We start from the raw sequence: 21,682 nt of genomic DNA on the forward strand, positions 1-21,682 counted from the left end.
CTACGAAACTTGGTCATCAACCGATAGTTAAAATTTCAATGTTTTGATGAGCGGTGCTTAGGTCAGCATTCCGCCATCTACCACTATGGTTTGGCCAGTTACGTAAGAAGACATGTCTGAAGCCAAGTAAACACATGCATTAGCTACATCTTCAGGAGCGCCACCTCTCTTCAAAGGAATAGCATCTCTCCATCCTTGAACGGTCTTTTCGTCCAATGCATCAGTCATTTCAGTTTCAATAAAACCAGGAGCTACAGCATTAGATCTTACACCTCTAGAACCAAGTTCTAAAGCCACAGATTTTGTGAAGCCAATGATACCTGCTTTAGAAGCGGCATAGTTAGCCTGGCCAGCATTTCCCTTAATACCCACTACAGAAGTAATGTTAATGATTGAGCCAGCTCTTTGCTTCATCATGGTTCTGGTAGCCGCTTTAACAGTGTTGAAGCAAGATTTTAGGTTTACGTTCATTACCTCATCCCACATCTCTTCGGTCATTCTCATTAAGAGATTGTCGCGAGTGATACCAGCATTATTTACAATTACATCTAAGCTTCCAAAGTCAGCAACAATTCCGTTTACCAATTCTTCTGCCGCAGCAAACTCAGCAGCATTAGAGCGGTAGCCTTTAATTTTTGTGCCGAACTCTGCTAGTTCTTTTTCAAGCGCTTCACCTTTCTCTACACTAGAGAGGTAAGTGAATGCCACATTGGCTCCCTCTTGAGCAAACTTGGTGGCAATGGCCTTTCCAATTCCTTTAGATGCTCCAGTAACGAGCGCTGTTTTTCCGGTTAATAAACCCATATTCAGTTATTTATCTTTATGGTCGATTTTGAGCCCTGTTGGCTTTCAACTTTCAAATAAAACCAAAACCCACAACTCCTCCAATTTCCGTGTTTTGATGTGATGGTATTTGGCTTAACTTTGCCTCTCCCAAAAACAGGTAAAGTAAAAATATGGCAACTAAATACGACTTAATTGTAATTGGTAGTGGTCCGGGTGGTTACGTAGCGGCAATCAGAGCCTCTCAACTCGGTATGAAGGTAGGTGTGGTTGAAAAAGCTGAGCTAGGTGGAATTTGCCTTAACTGGGGCTGTATTCCAACCAAAGCCCTATTAAAAAGTGCTCAAGTATTTGAATATATTCAGCATGCTGCTGACTATGGTGTGAAAGTAGATAAGGCTTCAGCCGATTTCGGTGCCATGGTAAAAAGAAGTAGAGACGTTGCCCAAGGCATGAGCAAGGGTATTCAGTTCTTGTTCAAGAAAAATAAAATCGATCATATTTCTGGCTTCGCGAAGCTTAAAGCAGGTAAGAAGGTAGAGGTGAAGGCTGAAGACGGTTCAACTACAGACTATTCTGCTGAGCACATTATTGTGGCTACAGGTGGTCGCTCAAGAGAGTTGCCAAACTTGCCAATCGATGGAGAGAAAATTATTGGCTACCGTCAGGCAATGGTGCTAGAAAAGCAGCCTAAGTCTATGGTAGTGGTTGGTTCTGGTGCTATTGGTGTAGAGTTCGCTTACTTCTACAACTCAATTGGTACTGAAGTAACCATTGTTGAATATATGGACAGAATTGTTCCAGTAGAAGATCAGGAGGTTTCTAAGCAATTAGAAAGAACCTACAAGAAAGCTGGAATGAAAATAATGACCAACTCAGAAGTTACTTCTGTAGACACTAAAGGAAAAACTTGTAAGGTTTCTGTAAAAACTAAGAAAGGTGAAGAAACGCTAGAGTGCGATGTAGTACTATCTGCTGTTGGAGTTTCTACCAATCTTGAAGGAATTGGCTTAGAAGATGTTGGCGTAGCCACCGATAAGGGTAAAGTAATTGTAGACGACTACTACAAAACTAACATCCCAGGCATTTACGCTATTGGTGATATTGTTCATGGTCCTGCTTTAGCTCACGTAGCTTCTGCCGAAGGAATTATTTGTGTAGAGAAAATTGCAGGTCAGAATGTTGAGCCATTAGATTACGGTAACATTCCTGGTTGTACTTATTGCCAACCAGAAATAGCTTCTGTAGGTATGACTGAACAAGCGGCCAAGGATGCAGGTTATGAAATCAAAGTGGGTAAATTCCCATTCTCTGCTTCAGGAAAAGCTAAGGCTGGTGGAGCTAGCGATGGTTTCGTAAAAGTAATTTTCGATGCCAAATACGGTGAGTGGCTTGGCGCACACATGATTGGTGCCAACGTAACTGAAATGATTGCTGAGGTAGTAGCAGCTAGAAAGCTAGAAACTACTGGTCATGAAATCATTAAAACGGTTCACCCTCACCCAACTATGTCTGAGGCTGTAATGGAAGCAGCTGCAGCAGCATATGATGAAGTGATACATTTATAAGAATTTTTATCTCACCAACGCCAACACATATAGAAGAAAGCGAATTAGTACTGCGGTTGAGAAACCGAGATAAAAGTGCTCTTTCCTATTTGTACGATAAGTACAATGCTGCTTTGTATGGCGTGGCTTCTAGAATAATTAAGAACGATGACATTACAGACGAAGTGCTGCAAGACGTCTTCGTTAAAATCTGGAATAAGATAGACAAATATGATGCGTCTAAGGGGAGGTTCTTCACATGGATGATGAACCTCACCCGAAACGCAGCAATCGATAAGTTAAGGTCTAAGGAAATTTCTAGGTCTTCTAAAACCGACTCGATTGATGACTACGTATATACTTTCGATCGCGAGAATAGTACTGAAATGAGTACTGATGCGATTGGTGTGAAAACACTAATGGATAGTTTGGTTGAGGATCAGAAGTTTATACTCCAAAAGATATATTTCGAAGGGTTTACTCATGCCGAAATAGCCGAAGAATATGATATACCTTTGGGTACAGTCAAGTCCAGGCTACGTTCGGCACTTAACCATATGAGAAAAAGAGTGGCATAGCCGTGAATATTGAAGAATACATATCGTCCGGAATACTTGAGGAATACGCCCTCGGTGCTCTTTCGTCTGAAGAGATAATGGAGGTTGAGGCTATGATGGCCAAGTACCCAGAGATCAAAGATGAGCTCAATAATATTGAGTTGGCCTTTGAAGATATGGCTATGGCTACGGCTCAAACTCCAAAAAGGGATTTAAAGTCTTCTATCTTAGACTTAATAGAAGAAGAGGAAAAACCTGTGGTTAAGCCACAACCTCAGGCTAGCCCTAAAGAGGAACCAAAAGTGGTTCAAATGCAGCCTTCTCCAGTGTTGAAGTACGCTGTAGCTGCATCACTAACCCTTACGCTTGTTTGCGGATATTTAGCTGTAGACTATAGAGCCAAGTGGAAAAATACTAATAAGGCTTATGCTGAATTGCTTTCTAATAATGAGCAAATGGCTGAGCAATATAATAGGGTAAGGCAAGAGCTTGGAGATATTGAAAGCGACTTACTTGTACTTACTAACCCTGACTTCCGAAGAATTGAAATGCCAGGAACAGATAATGCCAAAGATGCATTTGCCAGCGTTTACTGGAATCAATTAAGCCAAGAACTCTACTTGGATATCAGAAACCTAAAAGAACTATCTGAAGATCAGCAGTATCAACTATGGGCCATTGTAGATGGAAAGCCTGTAGATGCTGGTGTATTCGATTGGAATGCTGAAGGTCTGGTAAGAATGAAGAACATGTCTAATTCTGCAGCTTTTGCAGTAACCATTGAGCCTAAAGGAGGTAGCGAAAACCCAACGCTAGAGTCTATGCAAGTGCTCGGTACCGTCTAATTATTTTCTCACTTACGTATTTGAATAGGAGCTTTGCTCAATGTTTAGCTAAGAATGTTTCTCCTTTGCCGAGAGAGGTTCACAAGTGTTTTTCCGTTGTGCCTTGCTTTTACTTGCGGCTAGATATCGGTCTGTTAAGAAGGGCTATGCTTGGTCAAAAAAATAGGAGCTTACCCATCTGGTAAGCTCCAACACCTCAACCAAAGTAGAATTGGGACTTGATTGTATTTCTAAAGCGACAATAGTCACTTAATATTTTGAGTGCATTAGTTTGGTGAGTAGTGATTCCATTTTAGGTGAAAAGGAATCTATGGTTAGACTTACGAACTTATATTCACCTTTGGATCTAGTAGAGATAAAAAAATATGGGTTGGCATTGTTTTTCATTCCAACCCATATTAAAAGGTATTAGAACTTAACTGCTAGAGAAAGTCTTGCTTGGAAAGGAGTACCAGGCGTAAAGTGGATTTCAGAAGTAGGATTTACTTCATTTCTCAGTCTAGATTCTGTTTCAAACTGTGCCTCATTCCACTCAGTATCTGTAATGTTCTCTACACTAAGGCCTAACTGAAATCTGCCAATCTCATAGCCTAAGGTGGCATCTAGCAAGAAATAACCTTCTGCCGTTAAGCTGTTGTCTTCGTTTGCCGCTCTATCGTCTAAGTATCTGTAGCGTAAGCTGCCACTAAAACCACTGTCAAAATTGAAGTTGAATCCTCCAATGCTTGTAAAGGTAGGCGCAAGAGGAATGTAGTCTTCTCCTTCCGCTGTATTGAGTGCTTTCGGATCAGTAAAGTTAACGTCAGAATTGAAGTATAACCAATCGGTTATTTGGTAGCGAACGGTTAGGTCTATTCCTTGTCTTTGCGTTTTTCCAGAAGGCTCAACAATTCCTTCATCGCCTACATAAACAAACTCTTGGTCTAAGTCTAGCCTCCACAAAGCAGCGTTAATCAAGAGGTTTTCTGTTGGCTTCCATATAGCTCCAACATCAATTCCGTATGCTTGAGGTAAGATCTCTTGGCCTTGCTGAGCTACGACTACACGCGTGTCATTGCTATGAAATCCGATGCCCGATTTCATGTATAGATTTAGGTTGCTGTTCGCTTGGTAACCAATCTGAAGCTTAGGACTTACAGTGCTTTTATTTACAGATTCACGGTCGTAAGTATTGCTCAGCTTGTCCCTGTAATCAAAGGTGAACTGATCGAACCTTAAGCCAGCTATTAGCGATAGCTTTTTCGTTAAATCAACTTGCTCTTCAGCAAAAGCAAAAATATTGGCTTCCTGAACATTGCCAAAGGCTAAATCAGATAGTACTTCACTTCTCTGCAATGTTCTCGAAAGACGAACATCATTGTTCTTGTCATAGCGGAAACCTATTCCTACTTCGGTACTTGCTGGTAGTCCAAAAAGCATGTTTTCAACCCAATAACTATTCTTAGATCCAAAGATTTGTCTATTCTCAGACTGGGTTATTTGGTCTCCGTTTACTGGGTCATTCAAGAAGAATGTGAAGTTAGAAACTAGGTTAAAGTTGTATTGACTAAAATATACTTGGTTTTCAAAGTAACCTCCGTTGCTGAGTTCTGTGGTAAGCTTTGAGTTTAAATTAATTCTGCTGGTTTCACCACCTTCAGTATCATCTATGGCACCAAAACGGGTGATGGTTCCGTTGTCTACAGCTCGTTGTGGAATTTGGCCAGAAGCATCCCAACTACTAGTAAAACCAGAGAATGAAAGCTCAAGAGTTTGTGTGTCGTTCAGTTTTTGATGGTATTTCAAAAGACTGTTAAACCTGTTGAAGTATTGTGGGCTCTCGAAGTATCCATCTGTTCTGAAGAATTCGGTTGCTAAATAAAGGCTTGGGTCTTCAGTTTTCTGTGCTTTTAATAAGTTGAATAGACCCACAGTTCTGAAGGTGCCAAACTGCCCACCTTCAACCTTAAACATACTCTCGCTTAGCCTTCTTTTGGTAAAAAAGTTGGCATAGCCAGCAGTGTTGAAATTACCTTGCTTGGCATAGTATGGTCCCTTGTCAAAGTCTACTTGCTCAATGGTTTCAGGAATTACAAAGTGTAAGTCTGAATAGCCTTGGCCGTGAGCATGCGAAACCATATTCACAGGCATTCCATCTACATTGAGCTCTATGTCTGTTCCGTGGTCAATATCGAATCCACGTAAGAAAATCTGTTCGGCTTTTCCTCCACCAGCGTGTTGAGCAATGAAGAGGCCGGGTACAATTTTCAGTACATCTTGAGATGTGTTAATTGGTCTGAACTGAATGTCTACAGCCGATATGGTATTGGAATTCTGATCTAAGTTCTGTGTAACCACCACATCTTCCATCTGGATGGAAGAGGGCTGAAGGGCTATCTGCAGTTTCTGATTGGTTCCCGATTGAACCTGAACTTGTACAGACCTTTTGGCAAAACCTACAAAGCTAACTTCCATTGTGTAGGTGCCAGAATTAAGTTCTTCAAACCTAAAAGAACCTAGTGCATTGGCTGAAGTTCCAATTTCTAATTCTTTAATATAAACGTTACTTCCAGGGAGTGTTTCGTTGGTTTCTGCATTGAGTACTGTGCCTTGAACCATATTGGTTTGTGCATAGCCAAGTGTGCCTGATGCCAAAAAGATCAGGCATAATAATATTCTTACTGATTTCATCAGAGTGTATTTTGGTGTTAAAAATTGAGCAATAGATAGCCTTAAGGGCTAATGGCTCTTGAGTGTAAAGCTGATATGATACACTATAAACTCGGAGGAGGGGTGGAGGTACTGAGGTCTCTTGCCTTATAAAGGTTTACGTAAAAGCTAGTTGCTTTTTCTGCCTTTTCCTCAGAAGGTTCATCTAGAATATATTCATGAATGATATCTACAGCAAAAAAGCTGATGAAGTCGGCTGATTGCTTGGTATTGTCTTGTTCTTTCTGGTTGAGGTTTTTTAGCGCTTTGCTATGGTCATCAACATCGTGCTGATTACCAGTGTCCTCATCACTATGATCATGGCTATGTCCATGGTGATGGTGGTGAAGAGAGTTTTGATAGAGGTGAAGTACTTTGTGGGTTAAAGAAGCGCCTGCATATCCGAAAATAAGTGCACTAAATAAAACCAACAAAGTACCTGATACCAACTGTTTCACTTAAAGCGAACTTAAAGCTGTTTGAACTGCTTGAGTAGTAATTGGACCTAATTCGTAAGAGGCTTCAAGAGCTTCGTTTAAATAGGTCTTTGCTTTTTTAGACTCACCGTTTTCTAGGTAAATCATGCCTAAGTGAAAAATCACATCTGGTTCACTGGTTTTTCCTTCAACTTGAGTTTGGGCAATTTCAAGCGCTTTTTGCTTATCGCCATTCTTTAGGTGACTCCAAGCCAATAGGTCAAACATATCGGGCGTGGGTCTATAATTTTTTTCTCTTTCCGCTCTAGCTAAAGCCACTTCTGGGTAGTTCAAATCTTCTGCCTCCAAAAGTATTAAGTACTTGTTGTACATGGCAAGATATTTCTGATCAGATACAATCTGATGATACTCCTCTTTTAGGTTTTGGGCTTCTTCAGCATTGCCTTCAAAATCGGCTAGTTCTGCCAAGCTTAACTTCAATTGAGGGTCGAAGTGGTGCTGATCCACAAACTTTAGAATTCTTCTTGCCTCGCTAACATTACCATCTTTAGCATAAGCTATCCAAGCCAGGCCTTGCCATGAATGCCAATGCTGAACATTTTTATTGAGCACATCTAAATAGGCATTATAAGAATCGGTAATTCTTCCTGCATGCCCATACATATCGCCAAGGTTCGATTTAGACCATAGGTAAAGGTTCTCGTTCCCCTTAACTCTTTCATGCGCTTTCTCCATTAAGTGAATGGCCAAATCTAAGTCGCCTTTATGGTCGGCCATTTTTGAAGCTCTAATTAAGTATTGAAAGCTATTTTTCTGCTCGTATCTATTTAGTATACCTTCAGCAGTAGCATAATCTCCAACTTCCATGGAGGCATCGAACAGAAGGTTGTAAGAGGCACCCTGCTGGTCGCCCTCGCTAAGTGCTGACTTCGCATATTCCCTAGCTTTTTGAAATTCGTGTTTGGTAATGGCGTTTACTCCCAGCGCCTGAAAGGTTGCGGCATTAGAGAATGGATTTCTTTCGGCCACTAACTCAAAAATGCTGTCTGCCTTGTAAATATGGTCGATGTTACCATCAACTCGAAACTGACTGCTGTAAAGGGAGGCTAGTTTAGAGAGGTAGGTAATATTTTGAGGTTCGTTTTTGAGCTTGTTTTGCCAAAACTCTATGTCTGATTGGGTCAGATTCTGCTGTGGCTCGGCAGCTTTGGCCATTAATGCCTCATAGTCTTGAGTAGAGGCTACAGGTGTCTGATTGTTGTGTTCTTGGCAAGAAATAACACCAAGAAAGAGGAGGGTAAGGATTATATTTTTCATAATTCAGTGGGTTGGGTCAAAGAAAATGGCTGTGCTTACCTAAAGGGCAAGCACAGCATATTTATTACCATGGAGTGGCCAGGTAAGGGAAAGAACTTAAGAACGCTTTGTCATTAGCGTCTACATTATCGTCAGATAAACCAGGGTTGGCAGTTCCGTCAGGGCCACCAAATATTAGTAGCAACTCAACAGAAATTACATCATCCGCTAGGGCTCTTCCAGTTAGTACATTGGTTCCATCAAAGAAAGTTGTGGTACCATCAAGGCTAACGCTTAGTACATCTGTGGCCAATGCAGTAGTAAATGTAGTTGCATCCATACCAAGTGCGTTAGTGCTATAGTTAGGGTTCAAAGCTAAAAGCCGAGACTCAAAAGCAGCCTGATATGCCGCGCCTTGCGCACTAGGAGCAGTAGTGTTGAAATTATCTTTCATAGAACTGCTAACAAATACTGTGTTAATAGCTGGTCTGCCCATCTGATCTTCCTGAGCATAGTTCACTGGCATTTCGGGCATCTCATCGTCATCATCACTACAAGAAGTGAATCCAACGCTTAACAATAGAGCCGCAGCCAACATCCAAATTTTATTATTTATGATTTTCATTTTTATATTCTTTTAAGGTTGAAATATTATTGCTCTCTGTTGCTGGTTACCCAAGTGTTAATGGTTCCTGAACCACCAATCATTGATTTAGGTACTTCTACCACTACCGACATTACATTGGTGCCTGCAAAAGTGTCTGCTCCCGGATCGTTAAAGCTTGATGCGTTGCCGCCAATAATTTCTCCGTATTGGGCAAAATCCATAAAGAATGGGTCATCTCTCGGACCTGCGAAGAGTTTTATGCCTCCTTCGCTACCAATACTCGCAGCAGAGCCATAAGTTGTAATGTTAGTAGACACAGAGGTGCCGGTGGTTACAAGAGTGCTGCTTGTTCCTGTAGCAATTGGCGCTACAGGGCCGTAAGCGGTTACCATACCATCTTTGAAAGTACACTGTATCACCAAGTCTTCCATGGCATCACCATTGGTATCAATGTTGAATTCAACCATTACATTCTCATCGAAGGCAGCAGAAGTAGATGCCGAAGGAGATAGCAAACCTTGAAGATTGGCTACAAATACAATGTTTGAATTGTTCTCTGGGCTTTGAAAAGCATAGTAATCGGTAATATCAGAGCTAGTGCCTGTTACTCCGGGCGCATCAATGTGGTCGGCAGCATAGACTATTGCAGTCGCTAGCAGAGCCAAGATGCCAAGGGATAGGATTGTTTTCTTTTTCATAATTTTTGTTGTGAGATTGATGAACAGTGTCCACCAAAAGGTTAAGATTTGTATTTTCTTTGCTGCTACTTACGAGGCCGCTTGGTGGTTTGGATCGAGTGGGTTTTCAGAAATGAGTAGAAGAAACCTTAAATTGAAGGGAGAATATGAGTGATCGACTAGAGAAAATACTGCTAATTATTGCTGCAATTTGCCTGAGTATTTCGCTCTTATTAGTGTATGCTATTGGCCTTCAGTGGCTGTCTAACCCAGATTTAGCACAATACATCACGGAAGCAGTAATGTATATTTCTGGTCTTGTTGTTTTAAGGGGAATTTGGAAGCAAACTCTCGACAAAAAAATTTCTTCTAGAAAGGATAATTCATGAACATAGACATCTCTACTCCGGCACTTTTATTCCCTGCAATCACCCTGTTGCTTTTGGCCTATACCAATCGATTTGTGGCTTTGGCTACTCTAGCTAGAGGCCTAAGAGTTCGGTATAAAGAGTCGCCAGAAATGCGAACCACACTTTTCAGTCAGATCAAGAACCTAAGGCTTAGGCTTATCTTGATTCGTAATATGCAAGCGCTTGGTATTGCCAGTTTTTTCTGCTGCGTGCTCTGCATGGTACTTATGTACTTAGGCAGACAAGTAGTTGCCGAGTATATTTTTGGAGCAAGCCTTTTTCTATTACTTGGCTCACTATTTCTCTCCTTTATCGAAACCCAAATCAGTACTAAAGCCATCAAGCTTGAATTGAAGGATTTGGAAGAAAATACCTCTTCTAAGGGCTGAGCCCCATATTTACTTCTCATTCATTTTTCTATTCGTGCGTCATCCAGAGCGAGGCCCTTAAGGTCGACTGGAGAATCTCACTGAATTAGTCGATAGAACTTGGGGTTCTTAGCTGCCGATACAAGGACGCCTGCGCTTCGCTCTGCATGAAAAATAAGAAAATCGTTCAGTGAAGAGTTTTGTCAATCAAATACTTGTTTAGACAAGTATTTTTACTTAGTTTCAACCAGACTTACAACCACAAACATGGATTTCGGTAAGGCTCTCTTTCACCTTAATAATAATCTCGGCTATAATCTGTATCGCGCTTATTTGCTCTTTCATAGAGAGCTTATTCGTGGGTTAAAGGCGTACTCTGTGACGCCTGAGCAGTGGCAGGTCTTGATTATTCTTTGGAATCATGGGAGCGTAACACCGACAGAGATCAGCAGGGTTACGCTCCAAGATCTCCCGTCCATTTCACGTATGTTGGTGAGAATGGAAAAGAATGGTTGGATTGTAAGAGTAGAAAATGAGGACGATGGTCGTTCATTTCACGTACAACTGACCGAGAAAGGAAGAAAAAGTAAAAATGAAATGATTATCAGCCTAGACAATCATTTTAATAGCTACCTACAAGAGGTGCCTAAAGAATTACATGATGGTATAAGAAACGAGTTGCTTCAGTTGAGAAGCAAACTAGGAGATTACACACCCATTAAGTGACAGACGGTCCGGTCATTTATGGTGCAAGACCCAAGCACCTGATCTCTTCATATGTTTAGGTTGAAACGGAGATGATTACCGAGGCAGTAGATATAAGATTTACTGCCTCGGAAATGACTTACTTTTTTCTCTTGTGCTTTTTTCTCTAGCACTGTACATTGCCCCAATGAAACGCTTTTCCTCATTAATGGCTTTAGCCATATTTTTATCAGCTATAGCAGCATGCACTCCTCAAAGCTCAGATTCTAAGGCAAATACCTCAGATGTTGAAAAGGGAATCAGGATAGCTAATGGCGCTGGCCCTGAGTTCTTTACTTGGTCTCCAGATAGGGTTCCGTTGATCAGTGCACACAGGGGAGGGCCATACCCCGGCTACCCAGAAAATGCCATCGCTACCTTTCAACACATTTCCGATCAAATTCCAACCATCATTGAGTGCGACATTGCCATGACAAAAGATTCAGTATTGGTGATGATGCATGATTACACTTTGGACCGAACGACAACCGGTGAAGGGAAAGTTATGGAGGTCACTTATGACGAACTTGAAAAGATGAAGTTGGTAGACAACGAAGGTAGTACCACCACTTTAGACATTCCGACTTTAGATGATGTATTAAAATGGGCCGATGGAAGAGCGGTACTTACACTAGATGTGAAGCGTGGTGTGCCATTCGAGAAAGTGGTGGCTGCCGTGCAAGCCCATAATGCACAAGACTACGCTGCCATCATCACTTATAATGCTAGAGATGCTGCGAAGGTCAATCAATTAGATGGCTCCCTAATGATATCTGTAGGCATTGGGTCGCAAGAGGCTTATGAGGCGCATAGCAATCTGGGTGTGCCAGACAATAGAATGATTGCCTTCGTAGGAGTTTCTGAGCCCGAAGCCTCGCTTTATAACTTCCTCCATGAAAAGGGAATCTACTGTATTTTAGGTGTTCTGGGAAACTTGGATAGAAAGGCCATCGCACAGGGAGATTCAACTTATTTGGGGTATATTCAACGCGGTGCAGATATTTTGGCTACGGATAGGCCTTTGGAGGCTTTCGAAGCCATTCAACCATTAATTAAGACTACAAGTACCAAACAAGAATATTTCTATGGCTATTGATTTACGAAGCGATACTTTAACCAAGCCCACACCTGCTATGCATCAGGCGATGATGGAGGCAGAAGTAGGCGATGATATGTTTGGGGAAGACCCAACAGTGGCCGCATTGGAGAAAAAGGCTGCCAAGATGTTTGGAATGGATGCCGCTATTTATTGTGCTTCAGGAACCATGACTAACCAGATTGGTATCAGGCTGCATTGTAATCTTCAAGATGAAGTAATCTGCCATAAGTATTCACACATCTACCTCTATGAGTCAGGTGGAATAATGTCTAATGCTGGTGCTTCTGTAAGGTTATTAGAAGGAGAAAGAGGTAGGATTACAGCCAAGGCGGTAGAATCTGCCATTCAGCCAGATGATATTCATTCACCAGTTTCTAGGCTAGTTTCATTGGAGAATACGGCCAACAAAGGTGGAGGAAGTTGCTACGACTTCGAGGAAATTTGGGCCATTCGTGAGACCTGTCATGAACATGGTTTGGCGTTACATTTAGATGGTGCTAGGCTGTTCAATGCCTTGGTAGCTACTGGCCAAACTACTAAGCAATATGGTGAGGTATTCGATACTATTTCTATTTGCCTAAGTAAAGGATTAGGAGCTCCTGTAGGTTCACTCTTAATTGGAAGTCACGCAGATATCAAAAGAGCTAAGCGCATTAGAAAAGTAATGGGTGGAGCTTGGAGGCAAGCTGGTTATGTGGCTGCTGCAGGGCTTTATGCTTTAGAAAACCACGTAGATAGATTGGTGGACGACCATAACAAAGCCAAAGAAATGGCTAAGGTTCTTGAAGGGCTTGATTATGTTGAAGAAGTATTGCCTTGCGAAACGAATATTCTCATTTTCAAACTGACAGATAAGTATACCAATCAGAGCTTTCTGGATAAGTTAGCAGAAAATGATATTCTGGCTTTTGGCTTTGGTCCTCAATTAATTCGCTTCGTAACACATTACGATTTTACTGATGATGACCTTACCAAGACAATTGAGGTTCTGAAAAAACTATAAATGAAAAAGATAATCCTCCTTGCTCTACTGGCTTTTTTTACGGCTTGTGGGTCGAAGAAAACTGAACAACAAGTGGCAAAGCCAGAAAGCAACGAAGCCATATTTTTTGTAGGAACCTACACCAAAAAAGAAGGTCATGTAGATGGGCAGGGCGAAGGCGTTTATGTCTATTCCATGAACAAGAAAACAGGCGCTATAAGCTACAAAGCCACAAGTGATGCGGTTATTAGTCCGTCTTATCTAGCTGTGCATCCAAATGGTAAGAATGTCTATGCTGTGAATGAATTCGATGGAGGAGAGGATAGTTTTGCAGCAGTAACGGCTTTTGAATACAATCCGGAAGATTACAGTTTGGCCTACCTCAATGAAGTGAGTAGTGTTGGGCAATATCCTTGCTATTTGAGCATAGACAATTCAGGCAAGTTTGTAATGGCTGCTAATTATGTGGGTGGCAGCGTTGTGCTTTTACCCATTATGGAAGACGGAATGTTGGGCAACTACTCTTCATACAAAAAGCATGAAGGTGGTTCTTCTCACCCTAGGCAAGACGCACCTCATGCGCATCAGATTATTCAGCACCCAAGGAATGGATTGGTGGCTGCTGTTGATTTAGGCGCTGATAAGATTTATGCATATGAGTTGGACACTGTTGGGCAAACACTCAATTATCTGAGAGACTTTATCAATCCACCAAGAATGGCGGGGCCAAGGCATATCGTTTTTCACCCAGAGAAAGATATTGTCTATGTCTTGAATGAATTAATTGGCACTATTGAAGTAGCTACTTTCTCTGATAGCCTTCGTTTAGAGCAAAAGGTACAGATGATAGCCTTACAAGAAAATGGAGATGATAGAGAATCTTCTGCTGCAGCCATTAAGATTCATCCGAGTGGGCAGTTCCTTTATGCCTCCAATAGAGGTGAGATCAATGAAATTCTTGCCTTCAAAATTGGTGATAATGGTGAATTGATAAAAATTGGAGCTTATCCATCAAAAGGAAAAACTCCAAGAGACTTTGAGATTGATCCTTCAGGTCGATTTATGCTGGTAGCCAATCAAGATACTAACACCATTGTTACTTATGAGATCAATCAAGAAACCGGTGAGCTGATTGATACCGGATACATTGAGGAAGTACCAACTCCGGTTTGTATTAAATTCCTGGGTCAGTGATCAAGAAGAAGGTTCTTTTTATCGGAGCCTTATTAATCTTCATATTCTATGCTTATAGAATATACCGAGATACCGTGCTTTATGGTGATACGATCATTTTCTATCAAAATCAATCGGAGTTTGAACCCTATGGTGTAAAGTATAATGACTTCAGGAATAGCGTAGGTCTCGAGAAATTACCAGATGATTGGTTTACAAAATCAACTTCACAAAAGCCTGGGCCTTATTTTAGGAGAAGGAGGCTGCAGGATCATTATTGGACAACTCAGGTTTGGAACTCAGGTTATGAGGTAAGCGGAACTCTGGGTCATTTTGAGAAGGAGATAAGAAGATTTGACAATAAGTTGATCTACGAAATAGATCGTTACAGGGTCAATTATATTGATACTGGTTATATTCTTGAGAGGAAATTCAATTATCTATATGAACCGCATTGGGAAGTTACGCTGGTAATGACCTATGGAGATACGACCCAAGATATCAGAGAAATACCAGTTGACCCTGAAGACTTCGATAGTTTGAGAAACTGGGCCATGCAATAAGGTTGATCTATCCTGTTTGTAAACTTCCCCTCTGCTTCCCGAAGTCTCGAGACCGTACCTCTTCCAGCAGAGGACAGAAGTCCGGGAAACTCTGGAAAAACCATCGATTACTTAATCCAGACAGTTACTGGCACTGATTCCCCTCCTGTTTTAGGAGGGGCTAGGGGTGGTCATTTAAGTTTAACTACCTTCCCACTCTTAGCACTTTGCATCGCTGCATCTAGAATTTCCATCACCACCATATTATTTTGAAGAGCAGAGAGGTCTGCGTCTTGTGGGGTAATCTGTCCACGAACAACTGCTGCCAATAGAGTGAAAGGATCATCATTCGGGCTTTCCTTTTTAAGGTCGGTTAGTTTCTGTTCCTGGGCATTATCTCCTAGCTGGTAGCGAATGGTGCTGCCATTGTCTGCAATGATTTGGCCGGTCACGCCATAAACTTCCATATCCTTTCGGGAAACCGGCCAGTTCCATGAGGCCTGAATGATCACTTGAGTTTTTGGGTATTGTAGAACAATAGTGGCTTCATCATCTACTTTAGGATAGATGTCAGGCTTATTGGTAGCAGTCATGGCGAAAACCGATTGTGGTCTTTCTCCTTTCATTAACCATGTAGCTAAGTTGGCTCCATAGCAGCCGAAATCGGTTAGGGCTCCGGCACCATTCAATTTTGGATCAGTGAGCCATTCGAGAAACTCTTCATTTACACCAATTTCGTTAGGCCCGGGGTGGCCGTCATGCACCACAATCTTGCGGATATCGCCTATCATATTGTCTTGATGCACCATTTTATAGGCTTTCAGGGTGCTACCATACCAAGTGGTTTCGTAGTTGGTTAACAGGTGAATGTTATGCTTTTGAGCGAGGGCTTGCATTTTTTTGGCATGATCTAAAGAAACAGCCAGAGGTTTTTCAACCATTACATGGATGCCCTTTGGGGCAAAGAATTCAACCACGCTTAGGTGGTCATAAATTGTACCGAAGGCAGTCACTGCTTGAGGCTTCACGATTTCCATCAATGCGTCCATAGTTGGGTAAACTATATCCATGGAGAATCCATGTTGCTTGGTGTATCTTTCGGCTAAGTCGGTGTTGGGCTCAACAATACCTACTATTTCGATATCGCCACGGTCTTCTCTGCCGAGAATCCAATGCACATGGGTATGTGTAAGGCCTATTACAGCCACTTTTACGGGAGGGTTCTGTTCCTGAGCTTTCATGATTGTCAATGAAAAAATAGCTAGGATAAAAGTAAATACGCGTTTCATGACGGAATTTAGGAAAAACTTTTACCACCCCTAACCCCTCCTTAAAACAAGGAGGGGAATTGAATTCTGCTCTTGGAATTTGATTGTCGTAGACGAGGCTAACTCTCCACCTAATTTAGGGGGAGTTGGAGGGGGTTAGATACCCTTCAAGTATATCTTTACCACGTTTTGATGGTGTTCTGCGTGGTAGATGGTGAAATAGAGCATTTCTCTTACGGTCACTTTTCCAAGCAAAGGGTGAGGGAAAATGTATTGGTCTAAATCATCTTCAGACCACTTACTGAGCTTGTTCTCTATCTTTTCAATAATCTCGGTTTGGGTTTTGGAGAGCTTAGAGTACTCCGAGTATTTCACCTTTTTTGGTACATACGAACCTGGAGGATCGCCCTCCATCGTGGTTAGCTTTTGTTTGTATTTGGCAACCAATTCATCATAAGTCCTAGAAGGTCTATTGGACTTGCCAAACTTAAAGCTGATCATGAACTTAGGGAAGCCCAATGCTTGTATCAGCGGACGAGTACTTTTAATTAAGTGCTCGGCTTGTTGACCTGCATTCCATTTGCCATCAGGAGCATATTCGAACTCGTCTTCGGAAAGTTTGCCGAGATACTTTAGAAAATGATCGTAAGATTCTTCTAGCCTCGCCTTGATCTCCACCTTATTCATGGGCGAAAATTAGGTGGTTTTGGATGGATGGCAAAGGCAAAACTCATTTCGTTTTATACCCTATAAGGCTTTAGCATCAAAAGCTCATTACTTCTCTAAAACGAATACTTTGTCTGCGACTTACTTCCACTTCTTCTCCACCTTTGAGGTATAGTTTAAGTGTGCCACTGAACCATGGTTCGATTCTATCGATGTATTTGAGGTTGATGATTTGCTGGCGGTTGGCTCTAAAAAATACTTCAGGGTCTAACCGAGACTCCATATAGTTGAGCGAACGTGGAATCATTGGCTTTTCTTCCTTGAAATAAATACGTGTATAGCTGCCCATAATCTCCAGCACTCTAACTTCTGCAAGACTTACAAACCAGCATTGTTCGCCATCTTTTACAAATACCTGATTGTCTAAACCTAGAAGTTTGGCTTTGGACTCCCGATCTTTTCTTTGCCTAATTTTTTCGGAGGCCTTTTCTATGGCTAAACCGAGTCTCTCTTCCTTTATAGGCTTCTGTAGATAGTCCAAGGCATTGTGGTCAAAGGCCTTCATGGCGTATTGATTGAATGCCGTGGTGAAAATAACTTCTGGCACATCAACCAATTCCTCCAATAGTTCGAAACCATCTTTATCTGGCATCTGAATGTCTAAGAATAGCAATTCCGGTTGCTTTTCTTCTATTAGCTCCAGCGCTTGTTCCACATTTTCGGCTTCTCCCAGAACCTGTACATGATCGAAAGCCTTCAGTAAATGCTTGAGTTCTTGCCTTGCTAAATGAGAATCGTCTATGATAAGGGCTTTCATGAGGTTGGTATTTTTAAGGTGGCTGAGACCATTTGGTTAGAGCTGTTTTCGAGTTTAAACTCTGCAAAAGTGCCGAACAGAATTTTCATTCGTTCTACTAAGTTTTTCAAGCCAATGCCCTCTCTCTTTTGGCTAGAGCGTAGTTGGCCAGAGTTTTTTACTTCAATGAGTAAGTAGTTTTCAATCAATGATGTGCTAACTAAAATTTGGCCTCCATTTTTCTGGGTTGAAAGACCATGCTTTATTGCGTTTTCAACCAATAGTTGAATAGCCATTGGAGGTATCTGCACTTTCAGTGTTTCTGATGATATGTTGAAAGTGTAACTGAGCCTCTCCTGAAACTGGATTGACTCCAATTGTAGGTAGTCTTTCACAATCTCAATCTCTTCTTTTAAAGCCACCTTTTCAGAAGCGTTGAATTGAATGGAATATCTCAGTAAGTCTGAAATGTGCGTAACCATTTTTCTAGCCTTTTCTGGCTCAATCAGTATAAGCGAGCGGATGTTGTTCAAGGCATTGAAGAGAAAGTGAGGGTTAACCTGATTCTTTAAAATCATTAGCTCAGCTTCTTGTAAGGCCGATTTTAGCGCTAGTTTTTCTAGCTCAGACTTGCGGTTCTTCTCCATGAACTTGATGATGAAGTAAATGGACGCCCAAAGTATGAGTACTATATATATGTTGAAGACATAGCCAATAAAACCACTCCAACTAAAGCCTGATATTCCTGATAGAGGGAAGATCAGATAGATGATCAGGTGGATAAAAACTTGAGTAACAATAGCAGTAACTAGTGTGCCTACAAAGGCCCTGGGTATGAGTTTGCTCAGCCTTAGCTCGAGCCAATTGCTGCGTTGTATGTGTAGTTTGAAAAGGTGTGAAAAGAGGATTAGTGATACGTAAATGATACCTTGGAGAATCAATGAAGAGGAAGTGATGTAGCCTTCTCCACCGAAGAGCGCCATCATACCTATGAGGAAAAGGGTGTAAAGTCCCCAACCTAATACCTGACAGATCCAATAAATGACTCTTTTGCTCATCTTAGAAATTGATTGGTGAATAATTTAACATTAAATCATTCACCAATCGGGTTTAGCTTTATAGGAATTTGTTCAACCAGTTGTGAAAGAACTCTGGGTCGTCCCACATGATGAAGTGATAACCACCTTCAGAGAGGTCTAAATCCAAATGCTGATGCTTGGAGTATTGTGCCTGGTACATATTCATGACACTTTCTTTGGTTGAACCATAAGACTCGTAAGCTGCCCAAGCTCCCAATACCAATGTCGGTACTTTAATTTTGGCCAAATCGGCACGAATATCGGTGGTGTACATTTCATACATAGCTTGGGCTACGGTATTCATATCGCTGGAAACACCCCAGTTGGTTGCGGTTTCTATGTACTTCTTGTTGCGGATAAGGCTTTGCAACTGCATTTGCTGGAAGGTTCTTTTTTGTTCGTCTGTCTGGTTTGCAGCAGCTCTCATTTGTTGCTTCATGTTTTCAGCAAATGGCTTGGCACTTTCTTCGGTTGCCGTAGGCATTTGAATGGCTGTCATAAAAGGTAGAGCATCAACAATTACTAGCTTTTCAGCCAAATCTGGCTTTTCTATGCCTATTTGAAGCGCAAGGAAACCGCCAAGGCTATGACCAACAATTATTGGTTTTTCTATCTGTTTCTCATCGATGTAATTGTAAACCAAGGTTCTTACCTGATCGAAGAAGCCAGCTTCCAGATTCTCTAAGGGTGCCTGACCAGCAAAGCCTGGTAGAGTGAGTACATGGTACTGATACTGATCGCCCAGAGCTTCAATGGTTGTGTCCCAAACGGCACCATCGCAAGTAAGACCTGGAATCATAATCATGGGTTGGCCTTCACCAATGACTCTAACATTCAGTTTAGAGGGAGTATAAGCCTGAACTTGCAAGGCAACTACAAATGCGATTATCGCTATTAATCTTACAACTACTTTTTTCATAACATTTTGAGTTTTTGTGATGATCAAAAGTACGCTGCTGTTATGGCCTGTACCGGAGCTTTTAAGGGAGCGGAAGAAATTCCTCGGGAATGGAAAGGGTGGGTTTAAGGTTTAATGTTCAAGGTTTAAAGTTGAATGAGGCTATAGGTGAGAGATATTAGACTTCAGAAGGAGCTGTTCCAATCTATTGGAGTATGATGGCAGCAGTAATGTCTTCCTAGCGGAGGAGGAGTTTCAAAATGATTATAGGACTGAAGTCAAAACTCTTCAAAGAAGACTTTTTCTGAAAGATTCTTGTCGTGAAGGTTTAGACTGTCCAAAGAGGTATGTTTCAAGGAAACAACTTGAGTAATTTTCATGAGTTTGAATAAGAGGAGGGCTAGCTCACTGGGTGTTTCACCAAACCCGTATGATTCTAATTCTATTGGCTGGTTTTTGTTTTGAAGCTCAAGTTTCAAATAATAGCTGGCATCATCGGTCCATGGTGACTCGTAATACTCTTTAATCGCAGAGATATCAAGTGAGTTGACCGATCGTAAAATGCTTTTAAGAATTTCTTCAGGCAAGTGGCCGAATCCAGCCCCTTCAAATTCTGAATAGGCTCCTCCTATATAGTTGATGCTGCCAACCGAGTCTATCTCAATTGCTTGAGATGGGCAGGTGCCAAAACAGACGCTACTAGAAAATGTTATACGGTTTACAATAAGGTCATTTTTCTCAGTGATTTTTTTCAAAATGAGCCGATTGTTGGATTCAAAATAGTCTTCAAAGGACGGATTAGTCTCTCCACCCGAGATGTATTTGAGCACAAGTTTTGAATCAGTGATTTCTTCAATCTGGAAAACAAACTTCGCATCAGATACTGATTCAACTATTAAGGAATCGGTTGCTAATTCATATTTACCAAAGTTTCCATAAGGACCGAGAAACAGGGAGTAATTCGAATCGAAATCAAAAGTCAAATCATAAATTTCATCTTCATTCTCTTTAGGAACATACCACGATCCTTCGATTTGAGATTCATTCCAAATGGAATTTGGAGATGTAACACATCCGGTTAAAAGAAGCAGAGGGGATATAATAAAAGCCAGACAACTATTCATTTAGTTAATTTAATGAATTCTTCGAACTCCACTAAACTTTGAAGATAGAACTTAAAACTGACTAATAACTATGTTCATCCAATTCCACTTTGCCCCAGAAGGTTTTGTAGACAAAGTAGGTGTAGGTGGCGATCAATGGAATACCGATGGCAGCCATAATGAGCATAATCTTTAAAGATTTAGATGAGGATGCTGCATTGGAAACGGTAATGTGGTGAGCAGGATCGGCCGTATTGTAAATGATAGTTGGGTAAAGCTCCAAAGCCACAATAACCAAAAGCATGGCAAGCGTTAGAGAAGAAAATAGAAAGGCTTGCAAGAATTTTTTCTTAGTAGCCAGCCTCGGAATATTCGCGATAGCTAAAAACGCAATAACAGGTATAACGAACATCCATCGGTTGTTTTGGATTTTGTCTGTAAGGTGAGGGATGTATATAAGGGTGTAGACGGTTACAATGATGAAGCTCACCACAAAAAATATAATAGCTCTTTTGAGAAACTGATAAATCTGAGCATAAAGCTTCCCTTTAGTTTTCAACCCCAGATAAATAGCACCATGCATCATAAATGCAGCCAAAGTGGTAACGCCAACCATTATAGCATACGGATTTAAGAAGCTAAGCCAGTGGCCTGTAAACTGCTTGTTTTCATCGAGTGGTATTCCTATCAGAATGTTTCCTAATACAATGCCCAAAAGTAAAGCCAGCAAAATACTGCTGACGCTATAGCTCACGTCCCACATGGTTCGCCACCAAGCCATTTCTTCTTTCGACCTAAACTCAATGGCCACTGCCCGAAAAATGAGCGCGGCTAAAAATAGCATGAAGGGAATGTACATGGCAGAAAACATATTGGCATAGACAACAGGAAAGCCTGCAAACAGTGCTCCACCTCCAATTACTAGCCAAACCTCATTTCCGTCCCAAACTGGGCCAATAGCATTTAAGGCAATTCTTCTACTTTCCTCTTTTTTGAGGAACAGGTGCCATGCGCCTGCGCCAAGATCGAAGCCATCTAAAATAGCATAACCAGAAAAGAGTGCTCCAACAATTAGGAACCACCAAGTTGAGTATTCTATGCCTATAAACGTGCCCAT

At 41.4% G+C, this 21,682-nt stretch carries 23 protein-coding genes; 10 read left to right on the forward strand and 13 right to left on the reverse strand.

Features of this window, described 5'->3' with window-relative positions; all coding sequences use genetic code 11:
- Positions 1-57 precede the first annotated feature (57 nt).
- The gene (fabG, locus tag AWW68_RS06480; RefSeq protein ID WP_068218112.1) at positions 58-804 is read right to left on the reverse strand and encodes a 3-oxoacyl-[acyl-carrier-protein] reductase; all 747 of its coding nucleotides are present in this window, start codon (positions 802-804) and stop codon (positions 58-60) included.
- 152 nt (positions 805-956) lie between these two features.
- Between fabG and lpdA the strand changes: the two genes are divergently transcribed.
- From lpdA to AWW68_RS06495, 3 genes are read left to right on the forward strand one after another with little or no spacing between them, the layout of a single operon-like run.
- Positions 957-2,351, forward strand: coding sequence for a dihydrolipoyl dehydrogenase (lpdA, locus tag AWW68_RS06485; RefSeq protein WP_068218115.1), 1,395 nt, complete (start codon positions 957-959; stop codon positions 2,349-2,351).
- 29 nt (positions 2,352-2,380) lie between these two features.
- Positions 2,381-2,908, forward strand: coding sequence for an RNA polymerase sigma factor (locus AWW68_RS06490; RefSeq protein WP_068218128.1), 528 nt, complete (start codon positions 2,381-2,383; stop codon positions 2,906-2,908).
- A gap of 2 nt (positions 2,909-2,910) precedes the next feature.
- The gene (locus tag AWW68_RS06495; protein WP_157717547.1) at positions 2,911-3,732 is read left to right on the forward strand and encodes an anti-sigma factor; all 822 of its coding nucleotides are present in this window, start codon (positions 2,911-2,913) and stop codon (positions 3,730-3,732) included.
- Positions 3,733-4,140: 408 nt separating this feature from the next.
- On the opposite strand, the gene AWW68_RS06500 is transcribed toward AWW68_RS06495, so the two are convergent.
- The 5 genes from AWW68_RS06500 to AWW68_RS06520 form a co-directional block, all read right to left on the reverse strand.
- Positions 4,141-6,402: a TonB-dependent receptor gene (locus AWW68_RS06500; protein ID WP_068218135.1), complete on the reverse strand. Its 2,262-nt coding sequence runs from the start codon at positions 6,400-6,402 to the stop codon at positions 4,141-4,143.
- 83 nt (positions 6,403-6,485) lie between these two features.
- Positions 6,486-6,878, reverse strand: a complete 393-nt coding sequence (locus AWW68_RS06505) for a hypothetical protein (RefSeq protein WP_068218138.1) — start codon at positions 6,876-6,878, stop codon at positions 6,486-6,488.
- Positions 6,879-8,174 carry a tetratricopeptide repeat protein gene (locus AWW68_RS06510; protein ID WP_068218141.1) on the reverse strand — a complete coding sequence of 432 codons (1,296 nt, stop codon included), beginning with the start codon at positions 8,172-8,174 and terminating at the stop codon, positions 6,879-6,881.
- A gap of 64 nt (positions 8,175-8,238) precedes the next feature.
- Complete coding sequence (locus tag AWW68_RS06515) at positions 8,239-8,778, reverse strand: DUF4331 family protein (protein WP_068218144.1); 540 nt, start codon at positions 8,776-8,778, stop codon at positions 8,239-8,241.
- A gap of 26 nt (positions 8,779-8,804) precedes the next feature.
- Positions 8,805-9,458: a DUF4331 family protein gene (locus AWW68_RS06520; protein ID WP_089082267.1), complete on the reverse strand. Its 654-nt coding sequence runs from the start codon at positions 9,456-9,458 to the stop codon at positions 8,805-8,807.
- 146 nt (positions 9,459-9,604) lie between these two features.
- Between AWW68_RS06520 and AWW68_RS06525 the strand changes: the two genes are divergently transcribed.
- The 7 genes from AWW68_RS06525 to AWW68_RS06555 all read left to right on the forward strand — a co-directional run bounded on the left by AWW68_RS06525 (position 9,605) and on the right by AWW68_RS06555 (position 14,776).
- Positions 9,605-9,826, forward strand: a complete 222-nt coding sequence (locus AWW68_RS06525) for a hypothetical protein (RefSeq protein ID WP_068218151.1) — start codon at positions 9,605-9,607, stop codon at positions 9,824-9,826.
- Positions 9,823-10,236, forward strand: a complete 414-nt coding sequence (locus AWW68_RS06530) for a DUF2721 domain-containing protein (protein WP_068218154.1) — start codon at positions 9,823-9,825, stop codon at positions 10,234-10,236. The genes AWW68_RS06525 and AWW68_RS06530 overlap by 4 nt, the downstream gene beginning before the upstream one ends.
- Before the next feature lie 246 nt (positions 10,237-10,482).
- Positions 10,483-10,941: a MarR family winged helix-turn-helix transcriptional regulator gene (locus tag AWW68_RS06535; protein ID WP_068218157.1), complete on the forward strand. Its 459-nt coding sequence runs from the start codon at positions 10,483-10,485 to the stop codon at positions 10,939-10,941.
- A gap of 166 nt (positions 10,942-11,107) precedes the next feature.
- Positions 11,108-12,055, forward strand: a complete 948-nt coding sequence (locus tag AWW68_RS06540) for a glycerophosphodiester phosphodiesterase family protein (protein WP_068218159.1) — start codon at positions 11,108-11,110, stop codon at positions 12,053-12,055.
- Complete coding sequence (locus AWW68_RS06545) at positions 12,045-13,061, forward strand: threonine aldolase family protein (RefSeq protein WP_068218162.1); 1,017 nt, start codon at positions 12,045-12,047, stop codon at positions 13,059-13,061. The genes AWW68_RS06540 and AWW68_RS06545 overlap by 11 nt, the downstream gene beginning before the upstream one ends.
- A complete protein-coding gene (locus AWW68_RS06550; RefSeq protein WP_068218165.1) occupies positions 13,062-14,234 on the forward strand; it encodes a lactonase family protein in 1,173 nt (390 codons plus the stop codon).
- Complete coding sequence (locus tag AWW68_RS06555; protein ID WP_068218168.1) at positions 14,231-14,776, forward strand: hypothetical protein; 546 nt, start codon at positions 14,231-14,233, stop codon at positions 14,774-14,776. Before AWW68_RS06550 ends, AWW68_RS06555 begins: the two co-directional genes overlap by 4 nt.
- 170 nt (positions 14,777-14,946) lie before the next feature.
- Here AWW68_RS06555 and AWW68_RS06560 read toward each other — a convergent pair whose 3' ends face one another.
- From AWW68_RS06560 to cydB, 7 genes are all read right to left on the reverse strand, one after another.
- Positions 14,947-15,996, reverse strand: coding sequence for a Gfo/Idh/MocA family protein (locus AWW68_RS06560; protein WP_245660219.1), 1,050 nt, complete (start codon positions 15,994-15,996; stop codon positions 14,947-14,949).
- A gap of 183 nt (positions 15,997-16,179) precedes the next feature.
- The gene (locus tag AWW68_RS06565) at positions 16,180-16,710 is read right to left on the reverse strand and encodes a DinB family protein (RefSeq protein ID WP_068218174.1); all 531 of its coding nucleotides are present in this window, start codon (positions 16,708-16,710) and stop codon (positions 16,180-16,182) included.
- A gap of 76 nt (positions 16,711-16,786) precedes the next feature.
- On the reverse strand, positions 16,787-17,506 hold the full coding sequence (locus AWW68_RS06570; RefSeq protein WP_068218177.1) for a LytR/AlgR family response regulator transcription factor: 720 nt from the start codon (positions 17,504-17,506) through the stop codon (positions 16,787-16,789).
- On the reverse strand, positions 17,503-18,543 hold the full coding sequence (locus tag AWW68_RS06575; RefSeq protein ID WP_068218180.1) for a sensor histidine kinase: 1,041 nt from the start codon (positions 18,541-18,543) through the stop codon (positions 17,503-17,505). The genes AWW68_RS06570 and AWW68_RS06575 overlap by 4 nt, the downstream gene beginning before the upstream one ends.
- Before the next feature lie 58 nt (positions 18,544-18,601).
- The gene (locus AWW68_RS06580) at positions 18,602-19,483 is read right to left on the reverse strand and encodes an alpha/beta fold hydrolase (protein ID WP_068218183.1); all 882 of its coding nucleotides are present in this window, start codon (positions 19,481-19,483) and stop codon (positions 18,602-18,604) included.
- A gap of 257 nt (positions 19,484-19,740) precedes the next feature.
- Positions 19,741-20,586 carry a DUF6438 domain-containing protein gene (locus AWW68_RS06585; protein WP_068218186.1) on the reverse strand — a complete coding sequence of 282 codons (846 nt, stop codon included), beginning with the start codon at positions 20,584-20,586 and terminating at the stop codon, positions 19,741-19,743.
- 61 nt (positions 20,587-20,647) lie between these two features.
- The gene (gene cydB / locus AWW68_RS06590) at positions 20,648-21,682 is read right to left on the reverse strand and encodes a cytochrome d ubiquinol oxidase subunit II (RefSeq protein ID WP_068218189.1); all 1,035 of its coding nucleotides are present in this window, start codon (positions 21,680-21,682) and stop codon (positions 20,648-20,650) included.

This window comes from Roseivirga spongicola, assembly GCF_001592965.1.
GTDB classification, from domain to species: domain Bacteria; phylum Bacteroidota; class Bacteroidia; order Cytophagales; family Cyclobacteriaceae; genus Roseivirga; species Roseivirga spongicola.